Raw genomic sequence first — 14720 nt, 5'->3', positions numbered from 1 at the left:
CTATGAATAGGGAAATAATACCATCTTTGAGAACTGATTATGTGAATATTAAGTTTGCCAGATAAAAAAATAAAGCGGAGATAATAAGGAAACTTAAAGAAATAAAAAATAATTTTTTCTTAGTTGAAAAGTCTAGTTTAAATAGAGCAACTAGTATTAAAGGCCAAATTAGATAAAACTGTTCTTCTACACCTAAAGACCATGTATGTAATAAAGGAATTATATGTGAGTTCTGACCAAAATAACCAAAATCAAGCTTTATAAAAAAAAATAAGTTAGATACTGATATTATCGTAGCAATTAATGATTCAGCATAGTTTTCTAGATTTTGAGGTAAAAGAATAACCCAGGCTAGTAAAGTCGAGAAAATTAAAACAACAATTAGGGCAGGGAGAATCCTTTTAATTCTTCTAAGATAAAAATTTCTTATAGAAAAACTATTGTTTTGTAGGTCTTTAATTATTATAGAGGTAATAAGAAATCCCGAGATAACAAAAAAAATATCTACACCTAGGAATCCAGATTTAACCCAGCGAATATCTAAGTGAAATAAGACTACAGATAATACAGCAAAAGCTCGGAGTCCATCAATATCTTTTCTGTACTTTATACTACTCATTATAGTGGAGATATTTTGTAGAAATTATAGAAAGTTATAATACAGTTTTGTGCTTTTAATGAAACTTTATTTCTTTGTCCAGATATTATACACTAAGGAATCAATTTATTATTTTATAAAGCTTTTTAATGAAGAAAAAATATTTTTATATTTTATTGATATCTGTTTTAATCATGGGGTTTGTGTTATTACTAAACTACCTTCAACCTCTAAGAGGTGATGATTTAGGTCGGGCGAATACTGATGTGTTAGCAAATGGCTTAATCTATATGTTTCATTCTATAGAAATCGATTATATGAGTTGGACAGGTAGAGTTTCAGCTCAAGCTTTGATTTATGTGTTAATGAGTAAAAAGTATATAACTTTGTCTTTATTTATAGTTAACAGTTTAAATACAATAGCTTTTTACATATTTATATTGTGTTCTTTCAAGATAGCAACTTCAGATCGAGGAAAAATTTTATCAAAAGATTTCTTATTATTTATATTCTTTTTTACATTTGTTTTTTATCAAACTGGATTTATTGCTAATGTATTATGGAAGACCGGAGCTATACAGTATTTTTGGGGTATAGCTTTATTAACATTCTTTTATTACAATACGGTAATAAAGAAAAAAAATAGCATAGCTCTAGGGTTATTGGTTGGCTTAATAATAGGGCTATATAATGAAATATATGTATGTATAAGTATACTCTTATGCTTAGCATATTTTCTTGAAAAGAAAATATATAAAGAAGATATTAATATAGCTATTTTAGCTTATTTTGTTTCTTGTTTGATTGGTGGAGCTATTTTAATATTGGCGCCGGGAAATTATGCTCGATTAGAGTATTTGTCATCTGGGGTTCATACCACTATTTTGGATAATATAACTAATTTAATTTATCAAATAATATTTACTCCAGAGTATACATTTATATTATTGGTAATGATAATTGGTTTTTTAGGTTTAATATTTACAAACTCGGAAGTTAAAAAAACAAAAGCTATTATTTACTCTATGGCACTTATAGTGTCGGTATTTGTTCTTGTTCCTGTGGCTAGAGCTTATAGTTTAAATCAAAGAGTGTTGCTCGTGTATTACGCAATATTTTTTATCTTATTTGTGCAGCAGATTTATCAGCATAAAAGTAGAATAATTAAAGATTTATATCTACAGTTTAAAAAAGTAAGTTGGATATTTGTAATATTATTGTTGATTCAACTTTATTTAATGTTATCTATGTATATGTCTTTATATGAATTTGAGCAGGATAGAGGGTATTTAATTGCTTATAATCACGCTATAGATGAAACTAACCCTAGTTTGCCATGTTTATCACGATATATTGGTCCAACAGTTTTTGTGGACGATATTACTTTAGATAAGAATGCATATAACAACAAAGTTTTTGCAGAGTTCTATGGTTTTGATAGCATTTATTGTAAGTAAAATATAGATATTTAGTGAAAAAATAAAAGTGATAGCGAGAAAGAATAATTTTGGGAAATATAATAATATGAAAAATTTTTTTTTGATTAAGATAGTGCTGTGGGTTGTTTATATAATATCTTTTTCTGTTCTTATATTAGGATATACTTATGTATTTGCTAAAATTCAGCATAGTGCTTTCTTTCTTGGTTTTTTGGCCAAAATTAATATGCAGCCTTTATTTGTAATATTATCCCTTATGTGGCTTATTTCATTGCCTATTTTATTTTATATATATTATATTTTATTTTTTAAAGTGATTTTTAAAAGAGTTTGTTAATCATATTCGTTTTTAAAGAAAATAATGAGTTTTAGATGAAAGTTTGTTTAGTGCTTATCTTACTAATTTTTTTAATTGGTCAATAGTAACTTCTAGTTTTTCTTGTGTACTACGATTTTTATATTCAACCAACCCTTGATCTAGAAGCCTATCTCCAATGATAATATGATGAGAGTAGCCTATAAGATCAGCATCTGCAAACATTACACCAGGTCTTGCACCACGATCATCTAAGATTACATCAATGCTTTCAGAAATTAACTGTTGATAAAGTTTATCTGCAGCTGTTTTGACATTCTGAGATTTATTGTAGTTAATAGGCAAGATAGCTACCTGATAGGGAGCAATAGTTTTTGGCCAAACTATACCATTGTCATCGTGAGATTGTTCTATTGCCGCAGCTAAAATACGAGATACTCCAAAACCATAGCAACCCATTAGCATTGGCTTAGCTCTGCCATCTTGACCAATCACATTTGCATTCATTGGTTTTGAGTAGACATCTTCAAGTTCAAATATATGTCCAACTTCAATACCATTTATGAGTTTCAAAGTTCCTTTGCCATCAGGAGAAGTGTCGTTAGTTACTACATTTCTAATATCGTGAACACTATAGTTAATAATATCTCTATCCCAGTTTACATTTGTTAAATGATAGTCATCTTGATTAGCACCACAAACTAAATCAGTGATTTCTACAGCACTATAATCAGCAATAATAGGGATTGGACAGTTATTTATGCCAAGTGAACCAGGATTGGCATTAAAAATTGAGAATATTTCTTCCTTAGTAGCTAGGGTATATGGAGCGGTTATTTGTTTTAATTTGTTAATTTTAGTTTCATTTAGTTCATGATCACCTCTAATTACTAGTGCAAAAAAATTACCCTCAAGATCTTTGATAATCATAGTTTTGATAGTTTTTTTGATATCTAGCTCTAATCCTTTACAAAGTTTTTCAATGGTTTTGATATCTGGAGTGTAAATTTTTTCTATAGAATTTACAGAAGTTTCTTTTTTTGAAAGTTCAGGTTTTGCATAGGTTGCTAATTCAATATTTGCAGCATAGTCACTATTATCACTATAGCATATTATGTCTTCACCAGCATTTGCTAATACTTGGAATTCATGGCTATTGTCACCACCGATAGAACCTGTGTCAGCTTTAACTGGGCGGTATTTTAAACCTATTCTATCTAGTATGCTACAGTATGTTTCAAACATTTTATGATAAGTGCTATGCAGGCAGTCAATATTCTCATGAAAAGAGTATGCATCTTTCATTATAAATTCACGTGCGCGCATGACACCAAATCGAGGTCTTATTTCATCTCTAAACTTAGTTTGTATTTGGTATAAATTTAGAGGTAACTGTTTATAGCTTTTGATGCTATCTCTAGCCATATCAACAATAGGCTCTTCATGAGTGGGCCCATAGCAGAAATCTCTACCATGTCTATCTTTTAGTTTTAGAAGTTCTGGACCAAACTTATCCCAACGGTGTGTTTCTTGTAAGAGCTCAGATGGAAGTATACTTGGTAAGAGTAATTCACTAGCTCCAGCTTTGTTCATTTCTTCACGTACAATGCTTTGAATTTTTTGTAAAGCTTTTAGCCCCATTGGCATCCATGTATATATTCCCGAAGCTAATTTTTTGATAAGGCCGGCTTTTAACATATATTGATGGCTGATAAGTACAGCTTCTTTTGGGAGTTCTTTTGTAGTTGCAATAAGAGTTTGTGATGCTTTCATAAGAGTATAAGTTTATAAATAAAAATTATGAGCTAAATTATAACAAAAAAATAATTATAAAATATAAAAATTGAATCCAGATGGAAGGAAGTTAAGGAGATATGAAAAACTAAGTAAGTACCATCTGGAGTCAATTTCTATAGGATAAACAAAATCTTTAGGTTTATAAAAGCATAAAGTTTTTGTTTTAAGATTTAGAATTATATGCTGAATAATTTATATGTCAACATTTTTATAATGGTAGATAGCTATATTATGATTATTGGCTAGTATTTTATATAAGTATGAAAATTATAAACTTTTAAAAAAAATGTTATGGCTTTATGTTTGTTATTAAAATAAGTGTGTTTTAAGACTATTTAGAGTTTATTAAATTCAGAGATTAGAAAGGAGGAGAAAATAAATCACTAAATAGTCATAAGCAAAACTATATGGCTTTGCTAACTTGTTTGAATTGATTGGCTCCCCGAGACGGACTTGAACCGCCGACCAATTGATTAACAGTCAACTGCTCTACCAACTGAGCTATCGGGGAAGAACAAGGGGTATTATAGGTTGGTTTTATTGACCTGTCAACAGGTTTTGCATTTTTTTTCAATTTTTTATAAAGTTTATATACTACGGTGTTTGTGATACTATATTTCAAATCTAAATAGCGCTAATTAATGATAATACAAATATGGAAAATCAAGTAATTCAAAGACAACAAGATTTGGTTGAAGAGTTAGCTTTTTTTGATGATTGGGAAGATAAATACGATTATGTTATTTCATTAGGGAAACAACTTCCAAAATTTCCAGAAGATAAAAAAAATGATAAAAACATTGTTAAAGGATGTCAATCTCAGGTTTGGTTTGATAGTTTTTTGGATGGTGGTAAACTTATGTTTTTAGCAACAAGCGACGCATTGATTGTTTCAGGCCTTATAGGATTGTTGTTGAAAGTTTATAATAATTCTAGCCCTAGGGACATTCTTGCTTCAAACACTGATTTTATTAAAGAAATAGGGTTTGGTAATAATCTTAGTTCAACTCGAGTTTCAGGCCTTACAGCAATGCTTGATTATATTTATTCAACTGCAAAGTTAAGTCAGTAAATGAGAATACTAGTTTGTAGACCTCAAAAAGATTCAGCTAGTTTGGCAACAAAATTAAAGCAAAAAGGCTATTATGTAGCTAGTATACCGACTATTAATATTTTGTATAAAAAAATTTCAATAACTTTTGAAGATTATACTTCTTTAGTGTTTACCAGTAAATATGCTGTAAAAAGTTTATTTAAACAGTATTCTCCTAATCTATTTAAAAATAAAAAGATCTATTGTGTGGGTGAAACTACAGCTAACTATTTAATGAATTATGGTTTTTGTGTTTCTTATCCATCAGTACATGGTTCTAAAGAGCTATTAAAAATTATTACTCAAGAAAATATAGCCAAAGATAAGTTTGCTATTATCTCTGGGGTTGCGGGCAATGACCTGTTATTTCAGGAGCTCTCAAAAATCACAGTTTGTGATAAAGTTGAGTCATATGTGCGTGATTTTGAAGACGTTGATACTATTTATCAAAGTTATCAGTATTTTTTTACTGATAAGCAACCTAATATTATTGTGACGAGTAGTATCGATGTCTTTAGATCATTAAATAGGATTTTTGAAAAAACTACTAAGCCTAGTAATGCAATTGTTACCATAACAAGCGCAAAAATGCTAGAATTTGTAAATGAACATGGTTTTAATAATGTTTTAAAACTAGAGAAATTAGATAATAATTATATTTATAAGAAAATATTAGAATTTACAGAGGCAAAAAATGTCGGAAGAAAAAAAAATTCCCCAGAATGATCTTAGTACTAAAAATAAATCTACTCAACAAACTAAATCGGCAAAAATTAAGTCAGGTGTTATTACAAAACTTAGCCTATTAGCATCTTTAGTTGCTGTAGGGTTAGCTGGGTATACTATTATAGATTCTGAAAGTAATGTTAGAAATAATCAAAGCTTTAGTATACTAGAGAAGCAAGTTGAAAAGCTTAAGTTGAATCAAGATAAGCAAGAAAATATGCTTGTAGATATGAGCTCAAAAAACAGCTCTCAAATCAATAATATTAAGGCTCTTCAGTCTCAAGTAAATATGCTAAATAGTCAAGTGGCAGTACCCACAAAAGACTTATATATACAGATGAGCGTGGCTAATATTCAATCTGCTATTGACTATTTAGTGTTAGCTAAAGATATAGTGATTTTTAATGGAGATATACAAAGGGCAAATGATTTAGTGGATACTGCTTTTGATAAGGCTAGTGCGAGTAATGTCGCAACTATAAGTGCTAGTGATCGACAAGACATAAAAACTGCTTTTAAAAAATATATTTCTAAGAATACTATAGCTAAAGATTTTATCAATATACAGCAACAAGTTGGTGAACTTGAATATATAACTCCACAGAGTCTATATTCTGAAAAGCTTAGTAAATCAAAGAATAAATATACAGAATTTTTAAGTTTAATTGTAGATATTCAAAATATTCCAAAAGATCAGACTCTTGTTCCGACAAAATTAGCAAAGCAATTTGTATCTGATGGATTATATAGATCTTTGATTATGTTACAAAGTGCTATGTATACAAATGATAAAGATTCTATTAGTAAAGCTAAAGCAAATATTTTAGTAATTGTGAAAAAATATTTTGTTCAAAATCAAAATGCTAAAACTTTGGAAACAACTATACAAAATATTAAAGCTCAGCAGTTTGATGAAATAAATAATAACCTTAATAAGCTTATTCAGCAGCTATCTAAGCAGCAGAATGAATTATTAGGTAGTAAACTAAGTTTGGCTAAAAATAATTTCAGCAAAATAGGGGGTGAAAAATGATAAAAATTTTTAAGCTCATAATAGCTGTACTTTTAGCTACTATTGTCGGTGTTTGGGCTTCGAGCTATCATGGTTATATTATGTTGGTTTTAGCTGATAAAACCATCAAAATGAATTTCGTAGCATTTATATTTATAATAATTGCCTTGTTTTTTCTATTAGTATTTTGTATTAAATTTATTAAGCTAGTTTTATATTTTCCATATAGGGCTTTTAGTTGGTTAATTAGGATATTCACTGTTGATAAGCAAGAGAGGTTTACTGATCTTATAGCTGATATATCTTTAGATAATAATCGATTTATAAAAAAACTTAGTATTTCAAATATACTCAAACTAACGCCTAATTATTTAAAGGATTATCTGATTTTTAGAAAGTTAAGTGTCATTGTGGCAGATAAGGATATTAAAGAGCTTGATAAAACTTTAAAACAAATTGATAACAAAAGTATTTCATATAGTTTTTTTGAGGCTTATAAACTATTTCTTGTTCAAAAATTTACAGAAGCTCAAACAAAAATAGCTATTTTATTGGAAAAAAATAATATTAGGTTTATGCCTAACATAGTGAATTTAGCTGCTAAGATTGCTCTTGCTGATGATGATGATGATTTTGCTCTTAAGATTTTAGAGAAATATGATGTTTATTTAAATGAGAATTTAGAAGAAAGGTTAATAATTTTCTCTCTAAGAAAAGCTGGCGATAGTGTTAAGTTAAATGATATTTATAATAAATCAGATGCGACAGAGCGATTAACTAGAGTGTATTTAGAACAATTAGTAGAGTTGGGTGAATTAGCTATGGCTACCAAGATAGCTAAAAAACAGTTAGTTGATGATAATATTTCAGTAGAAATGTTGGAGCTGTACGTTAATGCTTTTAGTATGCCTATTAGTAAGTTATATGACAAAGTTTTAAATAGAGGAAATCATGATTACGATAGTATTTTGGCACTTTTGAATTTGGCAATGCTTAAGTCAGATAATAATAGCTTTAAAATGATTTATGATTATATTGAAAGAAATATCAAGGAGTTTTTATCTTCCACTGAATTGAAAAAATATTCACATATTTTATGTAAGTTTTTTATAAAAAACGGTGATGTAGCAGGTTTGGATTTATCAGAAGCAAGATTGGTCTATAGAGATAATTAATTAGAGGTTTATATGCAGATTAAAAGATGGTTTTTGAATAATAGTTTAAGAAATTATCAATATTTATTATATGATAATGATAAGGCTATAGTAATTGATCCATTAAAGGCTAATATTTTTGATGATTTTATCAGAGAGAATGATTTGGAACTTGAGGCTATACTTATTACGCACAAACATGGTGATCATATTGCAGGGGTTAAGAAATTACGTGAGCTATATCCAAATGTAAAAATATATGCTTATACTGATAATGAATTATTTAAACCGGATATTTATGTGAAAGATGGTAGCTATATAGATCTAGGGTTTACTAATTTTAGAGTAATGTATACCCCCGGGCATATAGCAGATCATATTAGTTTTTTATTTGAAAATGAGAGAGCATTATTTTGTGGAGATACTTTGTTTAATGCTGGCGTGGGTGGTGTGCATGCTGAAACGGCAGATGTTAAACAATTATACGATTCATTAAAAAAAATTAGTAAACTGGATGGTGACATTAGACCATATCCAGCACATGACTACTGGCAGGGAAATCTTGATTTTGCTTTAAGTATTCTTCCTGAAGATAATTATTTTAATTATTATAGAAATAGAGTTGCAGAGTTGCCTGCTGAAGAGAAGCCTATTGTAGACTTACTCGAAGAGAGTAAATTTAATATTTTTATTAGGTCTATCGATGACGAAGCCCTTTCTGAAAAGCTACCTGAGCATTCGTTAGGTAGAGAAATGTTTATAAAGCTACGTGAGTTAAAAAACAAGTTTTAGTTTACGCACCTTCTTGTTTATCGTTAGATTGTGGCTGATTTTTTGAATTTACATCATCTTTTTTTGGTTCAATTTTGGTTCGACTAACTTCTCTAGGAAAACCGCCATTTAGACCTATTTTTTGCAGTTTTATTATATCTGGAGCCATTGCTCTTTTACTATCATATGGACCTATATACATTCTAATCCAGTCACCAACGCGTTTGAATTCTGGTTTGAGTCCGACTTTTTCTAATTTTTGATTGTAGTAAGTAGTTTCATTCATATTTCTAAATGAAGCTACCTGATATATATATGTGTATTTATATTGAGCTCTCTGAGCTTGTGGTTCTACATTTACCACTACACTTTCTTGTTTGAGATTATCATAAAATGTAAAAACCATTTTATTATTAGGTGTTTTACTTGAAAACTCAGGTTTTTGATCACTATCTTTGTGCGTGGTATCAGCATTTTTTGCTTGCAATTCTATGTTTGATTTTTCCGTTTCAGTTTTTACTTTTTTAAGATGTTTGTTTATAAGTTTAGATGTTATAGCAATACCCAATAAGCATATGATTGCCATAATTAACAACTTCTTTTTTTTGCTAGGGTTGCCTTTTTTTGACTCCTGCTGAATATTTGCTTTTGTCTTTTTTGGAGCATTAAATTTGGAGAGATCTTTCATAATTATTGTTTTATAATAGCTTTTTTAAACTAACTAAGAGTTTAATCTATTAATTTTATACTAAAAAAGATTATAATTAATAGTTGTATAAATATATAGGGTTTTGTTATGAGTTATAAGAAAAATGACAAATTTATTGTTAAAGGTTTTCATGAGAGTTGTCCAGTAGCTTTTAAAGATAAAATAATTGCTATGGGTGTTATCGAAGGTCAGCAAATGACAGTTACAAATAAGTCAATTTTAGGTGGCCCTGTAGCATTTGAGACTAATTGTGGTGCTTTTTCTTTACGTAAGAAGGATTTAGAATACCTAAGATTAGAAAAAATAAATTAAAAAAGGGTGGTAAAATGCGTTTGCAAAAAATATTTCTACTGACTTCAATCTGTACTGCTACTTTAGTAACTACAAATTTATATGCCGCAGAAACTATTCCAATACATAGTCTAAGTAATCAAGAGTCATATGGTGTTAAAAGTATTATTATAAGTAATCTTGATTCATTATTTCCTTTCCAAACACAAATAACGATTGGAAAAGTTAATAGAGATAGTCAAGGTAATATAGTTGCTTCAGATATTTTGATAATAAGTGAAGGATTGCAAAACCCTAATATATCAATAAATAAACTAACTTTGGTTGGCTTGAATATTAATAGTCAAGTCAATAAAGATTTTGTCATAAAAGTGGCTGGTTTAAGTATTGCCAATTTAGCTCCATCAATTGCTAATAGTAATATTATTAGTTCAAAAACTAGTGCGAAGAAATTATCTAGTAATAATGATTTGTTTAGTATTATTCTGAACACTCTAGGTCAAGGGATTTATAACTTTCAGTTTAAGTATAATCATAGTGATAATGTTGTGACTTTCAAATTAGACTCAACAGTAGAGAAAAAGGAATTCTTTAAAGAAAATATTGAATTTAAAGATGTTGATTTTGCTGGTATTAATGTGGATATGGATTTCTTGGCTAGCTTACAAGAATGCTTGATGAATTCGGAAATAAAGCAATTAGATTTTGACGCTAATTTTTCAGAAATTATAAAAAAGGTTATCGCAGAGTATCTTGGTAAAGAATATAAGAAAACACTATATCTAGATGTTAATGGTAACTTGGGTAAAGTACCAGGACAGCTAGATATAAATGTTAATGGTAAGCTTGGTTCAGAAAGTTATCTTAAATACAGTAGTATCACTGAAGGGGTTGATTTTGAGGGTACAAAGATAAAAGAAATATCTAATGGTTCTAATAAAGTTTTAAAAAGTGCCTATATTAAATCAAGTTCAATAGATTCAAAATTAATGCTAAATTTTAATATAAATTCTTTTCCTGAAGGTTCGCCAATTAGGCAGGTTTTCTCTATTCTTAATAAGAAAAACATTAATATAGCAGTTGCTTCGGATCATAGTTATAAAGGTTCAGATTATACTACTGATTTAGATATTGAAATGGATAATTTAGCAAGTCTAACTTCAAGTACTAAAGCAAAGGTTGATGGTAAGTTAGATTTATTACCTTATATGGGGGTTGGAGCAGAAGATCAGCAAAATTTATATAATTGCACTAATCAGCTATGTCTGACAGATATTAATATTGGTTTTGTAAACCATGGCTTACTTGAGAAAATTGCTAGATATATAAATAAAGACCCAAATACTACTTCACAACAAATACTTGGATCATATGGAGCTTTATTACAACTTTTTGCAGTACAACAGCAAGATAAGTTTTTACAACAGTTATTATCGTCGTTTGCAATGTTTCTCCAAAATCCTAAAAATATAAGCATTAATATAAGAGCGTATAAGCCTGTTAATGAGGTGTCCCTATTAAATATGATATTTAATGATGTTAAGATTCTTAAAAGGCATAGTCCGATTAAAAACAATGGGAATGTTGATTTAAGTAAAGAAGTTAATATTAAACTAATAAATGATATTCAAAATATTTTTAAAATTAGTTTTGTGGTAAATAAATAGTAAAAAAAATCTAAATTTCTTAAAAAATGTAATTCTTGTAAATTAAAGCGCATATCCCTATTGACAACCTTATAAAATAGGGTAATATATGTCTCTATAAAGCGGGAATAGCTCAGCGGTAGAGCACAACCTTGCCAAGGTTGGGGTCGCGAGTTCGAACCTCGTTTCCCGCTCCATACTCTTGCATTAGTGGCTGAGTAGCAAAATGGTTATGCAGAGGCCTGCAAAGCCTTAGACGCCGGTTCGATTCCGGCCTCAGCCTCCATACTGCCCGGGTGGTGAAATTGGTAGACACAAGGGACTTAAAATCCCTCGAGACTTAACTCTCGTGCCGGTTCGAGTCCGGCCCCGGGCACCATTATTAAATCTCAAATAAGCATCATATATTCCAGAACTGCCTACAAATTATTTAAATATAAGGCTTCAAGAATTTACTACTAGTCTAGTGTTGTCTCATGTTATATTTACAGCTCATAGGGGTTAAGAAACAAAGTTGCTTTTAATAGTATTTTAGACATTAATATTTCAAACTATCTATAGTATCTATAGTATCTATAGTATCTATAGTATCTATAGTTTTTTTCATAAATTTAAGATTGTTATTTGTTACTGTAAAATTTCTTGTTTTATAATTAATTATTAATTAGTATTTATAATTTAGATTCTATTTATATGTGGTAAGTAAAATATTTATTTTAGATGTTTTATTAAAATTAAAAAGGTTAGCAAATGAATAATAAAATAAAACTTTTAGGAAGTGCATTGAGTATCTGCTTAATTAGTTCAAATGCCTGGGCTGTAGATAAAGGACAATGGCAGTTAAACGGTTCATATAGCAAAAGTGATACTGTTACTAATTTAGGTGCTAGTTATGAGTGTTTAGTAGCTGGTTGGTGCTCAGGTGGTAATAAGTTATATGAGCCAGGAGTTAAAGGGAATAAATGGGCTTGGCAAACTGCTTGGAAAGAGGCAGGACCTAGTCCAAGTCCTACCCCTCAAGAAAAAGTTACCGTTACTATATCTGTTGCTAATGATATTCCTGAAGGTACTATGATAAATTTTAAAGGTAGTAATGGTTATACTGTCTCAGGTAAGAATAACTCTCAAATAACTCTTGAATACGATAAGGATGGCTCTACAACGTATAAGGTTTCTATAGATCCTAAAGTTGGCAATATAACTCCTGAAAGTATTACCGTAGATCAAAATACGTCTTCAATACCTTTAAAATATACTAAACCTACGCCTCCTCCAACCCCAGGAAAGTGTGATCCAGAACCATCAACTATTGAAGATTTTGTTCCAAATGGTCCAGGACATTGGGGTGGCTATAGTAAGGGAGCTTTTGTAAAATATGAAGGTAATATTTATGAGTTATTAGATTCATATTGGACAGCAGATGCTCCAGGAATACCAAATACATGGGTTAAATGCGGAAGTATAATATCAGCAACTGTTAATGTAACTACAGCTGGTTTACCTTCAGATGTAAAATCTTATCCATTAAAAATAGATCAACAACAACATATAATTAATGTATTCTCTCCCAAAGCTCTATCGTTAGCAAAAGGGCAGCATAGTTTTAGTGTTGATCCAGTTATATCTTCTAGCGATGTACAAAATTACTATATTGGAACTCCAAATCCAAAAAATATTGATGTAATAAAAACAAGCACTATTAATTTAAATGTGACTTTTACTAAGAAGCCAGTTCAGCAATCTGATATTTCTTTTAATGTTTCATTTTCTGCTGGAGCTAAACCATCTTCTATATTAAATGCGACTCTATTTAACGATAGTGGATCATATAGCCAGCAAGTAATTATTAATTCTGGTAGTAATACTATACAAGTACCTTCAATAGGTGAATTTACACTTAAATCAGATTCATACGATGTTGATGGTATAAAATATGTAGCTCCATCGTTAACAATTAAAAATGGTAAAATTATAGGTGACGATCAATTACAATATGCTAAAGATGATTTAGTCTTAGCAGCATATATGCCGGTAAGCTGGAATGATTCCCCAACAATATCAGTAGCTGCTCAGAAGGGTTATAATATTATATTACCATCATTTGTTGAGATTAAAGGTAATAGTGATATTAAATTTACTAGTGATGTATTCCTTCCTTATACTACATGGAATAATAAAGCATCAGACCCAACTTATATTGAAAAAATTAAGAATGATGTAGCTTTAGCTAAGAGTAAGCATCATTTGAAATATGTATTAGCATCTGTTGGAGGACAGAACAATACTTATGATCCTGGTGCAAATGCTGATTATGATGCTTTAGCACAAAAAACTGTAGCATTCTTAGATAAGTATGGTTTTGATGGTATTGATTTTGACTTAGAAGGCGTCCCAGCTGATGTTACTCAAGACTCATTGGAAACTTTTATTAAAGCTTTGAAAAAGCAAAAGTCAGATATTATTATATCAGGTGCACCACAAGTAGTTAACGTCGGTGGTAAGCTAGATTACGTAAATACTGGTAGTCAGCAAGTATATAAAAAAGCTATTGATGAAGGACTATTTAATTATTTATTTGTTCAAGAGTATAACACTGGTGGAAATTATGTAGATTCACAAGGTAATATATGCTCGCAAGGATCTGACTGTTATGATGAAACTAGTGCAGGATTTATCAAAAATAGCTATTATGCACTAGAAAAAGTAACTCCTAAAGTAACTAAGATAGTTGCTGGAGAGCCTGCAACTGGCCCAGCTGCAGGAAGTGCAACAGTGTTTAATGGACCCGATGCAAAAACTCCGTATAAATCTATGTGCGTAAATTACCAAGCATTAAGCGGTCAGTCACAATATGGTGGAGCTATGACTTGGGAAATATCATATGATAAAGGTAATGATTATAAATTTGTTAATATGGTTACAAGCGCTTTTAATAATGCATGCGATCAGATGATATAACTCTTATAAATCAACTATAATTTCTATATTTTAAAGGCGTTGTTTCTTATAACACCTATGAGCTGTAAATTAGTAGCCTGAATAACTTTTGATATTTAGATTACTTAGAGGTAAAACAAATTAAAATTATAATGCCCCATAAATATATGCTAAATCAAAAAGCTGGCATGTACTTAAACAGAAGCATAAAGTAATTAATTGGAGTGAATA

The 14720-nt window shown here is 29.8% G+C and carries 12 protein-coding genes and 4 tRNA genes; 12 read left to right on the top strand and 4 right to left on the bottom strand.

Annotated elements, in window-relative coordinates; translation table 11 throughout:
- Positions 1-37: 37 nt before the first annotated feature.
- Positions 38-619 carry an acyltransferase family protein gene (locus ACR0PV_RS07585; RefSeq protein WP_488172510.1) on the bottom strand — a complete coding sequence of 194 codons (582 nt, stop codon included), beginning with the start codon at positions 617-619 and terminating at the stop codon, positions 38-40.
- Positions 620-747: 128 nt separating this feature from the next.
- Here ACR0PV_RS07585 and ACR0PV_RS07580 point away from each other — a divergent pair, with 128 nt between their 5' ends.
- The gene (locus ACR0PV_RS07580) at positions 748-2055 is read left to right on the top strand and encodes a DUF6056 family protein (RefSeq protein ID WP_488172509.1); all 1308 of its coding nucleotides are present in this window, start codon (positions 748-750) and stop codon (positions 2053-2055) included.
- 373 nt (positions 2056-2428) lie between these two features.
- Here the strand turns inward: ACR0PV_RS07580 and ACR0PV_RS07575 are convergent, their stop codons facing one another.
- Entirely contained in the window at positions 2429-4126 is a 1698-nt protein-coding gene (locus ACR0PV_RS07575) for a proline--tRNA ligase (protein WP_488172508.1), read from the bottom strand.
- Positions 4127-4585: 459 nt separating this feature from the next.
- Positions 4586-4661 (bottom strand) — tRNA-Asn (locus ACR0PV_RS07570).
- Between the two features lie 144 nt (positions 4662-4805).
- Here ACR0PV_RS07570 and ACR0PV_RS07565 point away from each other — a divergent pair.
- From ACR0PV_RS07565 to ACR0PV_RS07545, 5 genes are read left to right on the top strand one after another with little or no spacing between them, the layout of a single operon-like run.
- A complete protein-coding gene (locus ACR0PV_RS07565; protein WP_488172507.1) occupies positions 4806-5222 on the top strand; it encodes a SufE family protein in 417 nt (138 codons plus the stop codon).
- Positions 5223-5969, top strand: coding sequence for a uroporphyrinogen-III synthase (locus tag ACR0PV_RS07560; RefSeq protein WP_488172506.1), 747 nt, complete (start codon positions 5223-5225; stop codon positions 5967-5969).
- A complete protein-coding gene (locus ACR0PV_RS07555) occupies positions 5938-7002 on the top strand; it encodes a hypothetical protein (protein ID WP_488172505.1) in 1065 nt (354 codons plus the stop codon). Before ACR0PV_RS07560 ends, ACR0PV_RS07555 begins: the two co-directional genes overlap by 32 nt.
- Positions 6999-8156, top strand: a complete 1158-nt coding sequence (locus tag ACR0PV_RS07550; RefSeq protein WP_488172504.1) for a heme biosynthesis protein HemY — start codon at positions 6999-7001, stop codon at positions 8154-8156. Before ACR0PV_RS07555 ends, ACR0PV_RS07550 begins: the two co-directional genes overlap by 4 nt.
- 12 nt (positions 8157-8168) lie before the next feature.
- Positions 8169-8927 carry a hydroxyacylglutathione hydrolase gene (locus ACR0PV_RS07545; protein ID WP_488172503.1) on the top strand — a complete coding sequence of 253 codons (759 nt, stop codon included), beginning with the start codon at positions 8169-8171 and terminating at the stop codon, positions 8925-8927.
- Position 8928: 1 nt separating this feature from the next.
- Here ACR0PV_RS07545 and ACR0PV_RS07540 read toward each other — a convergent pair whose 3' ends face one another.
- On the bottom strand, positions 8929-9594 hold the full coding sequence (locus ACR0PV_RS07540; protein WP_488172502.1) for an SPOR domain-containing protein: 666 nt from the start codon (positions 9592-9594) through the stop codon (positions 8929-8931).
- Positions 9595-9702: 108 nt separating this feature from the next.
- Here ACR0PV_RS07540 and ACR0PV_RS07535 point away from each other — a divergent pair, with 108 nt between their 5' ends.
- The 6 genes from ACR0PV_RS07535 to ACR0PV_RS07510 all read left to right on the top strand — a co-directional run bounded on the left by ACR0PV_RS07535 (position 9703) and on the right by ACR0PV_RS07510 (position 14510).
- Positions 9703-9927 (top strand): FeoA family protein, encoded by a 225-nt coding sequence (locus tag ACR0PV_RS07535; protein WP_488172501.1) that lies wholly within the window; start codon positions 9703-9705, stop codon positions 9925-9927.
- 14 nt (positions 9928-9941) lie between these two features.
- Positions 9942-11573 carry a hypothetical protein gene (locus tag ACR0PV_RS07530; RefSeq protein WP_488172500.1) on the top strand — a complete coding sequence of 544 codons (1632 nt, stop codon included), beginning with the start codon at positions 9942-9944 and terminating at the stop codon, positions 11571-11573.
- A 101-nt stretch (positions 11574-11674) separates the two neighbouring features.
- A tRNA-Gly gene (locus ACR0PV_RS07525) sits at positions 11675-11749 on the top strand.
- A 15-nt stretch (positions 11750-11764) separates the two neighbouring features.
- Positions 11765-11838 (top strand) — tRNA-Cys (locus tag ACR0PV_RS07520).
- A gap of 4 nt (positions 11839-11842) precedes the next feature.
- A tRNA-Leu gene (locus ACR0PV_RS07515) sits at positions 11843-11931 on the top strand.
- A 371-nt stretch (positions 11932-12302) separates the two neighbouring features.
- Entirely contained in the window at positions 12303-14510 is a 2208-nt protein-coding gene (locus ACR0PV_RS07510) for a glycosyl hydrolase family 18 protein (protein ID WP_488172499.1), read from the top strand.
- Positions 14511-14720: the final 210 nt, after the last annotated feature.

Source organism: Francisella sp. AG1 (assembly GCF_057683165.1).
This window is presented reverse-complemented; position numbering and strand designations above follow the sequence as displayed.

What these genes read in the sequence shown, in the direction of transcription:
- ACR0PV_RS07510 (WP_488172499.1), top strand. Translation starts at nt 12,303, where the DNA reads ATGAATAATAAAATAAAACTTTTAGGAAGTGCATTGAGTATCTGCTTA.
- ACR0PV_RS07540 (WP_488172502.1), bottom strand. Translation starts at nt 9,594, where the DNA reads ATGAAAGATCTCTCCAAATTTAATGCTCCAAAAAAGACAAAAGCAAAT.
- ACR0PV_RS07560 (WP_488172506.1), top strand. Translation starts at nt 5,223, where the DNA reads ATGAGAATACTAGTTTGTAGACCTCAAAAAGATTCAGCTAGTTTGGCA.
- ACR0PV_RS07550 (WP_488172504.1), top strand. Translation starts at nt 6,999, where the DNA reads ATGATAAAAATTTTTAAGCTCATAATAGCTGTACTTTTAGCTACTATT.
- ACR0PV_RS07535 (WP_488172501.1), top strand. Translation starts at nt 9,703, where the DNA reads ATGAGTTATAAGAAAAATGACAAATTTATTGTTAAAGGTTTTCATGAG.
- ACR0PV_RS07575 (WP_488172508.1), bottom strand. Translation starts at nt 4,126, where the DNA reads ATGAAAGCATCACAAACTCTTATTGCAACTACAAAAGAACTCCCAAAA.
- ACR0PV_RS07545 (WP_488172503.1), top strand. Translation starts at nt 8,169, where the DNA reads ATGCAGATTAAAAGATGGTTTTTGAATAATAGTTTAAGAAATTATCAA.
- ACR0PV_RS07580 (WP_488172509.1), top strand. Translation starts at nt 748, where the DNA reads ATGAAGAAAAAATATTTTTATATTTTATTGATATCTGTTTTAATCATG.
- ACR0PV_RS07530 (WP_488172500.1), top strand. Translation starts at nt 9,942, where the DNA reads ATGCGTTTGCAAAAAATATTTCTACTGACTTCAATCTGTACTGCTACT.
- ACR0PV_RS07585 (WP_488172510.1), bottom strand. Translation starts at nt 619, where the DNA reads ATGAGTAGTATAAAGTACAGAAAAGATATTGATGGACTCCGAGCTTTT.
- ACR0PV_RS07565 (WP_488172507.1), top strand. Translation starts at nt 4,806, where the DNA reads ATGGAAAATCAAGTAATTCAAAGACAACAAGATTTGGTTGAAGAGTTA.
- ACR0PV_RS07555 (WP_488172505.1), top strand. Translation starts at nt 5,938, where the DNA reads ATGTCGGAAGAAAAAAAAATTCCCCAGAATGATCTTAGTACTAAAAAT.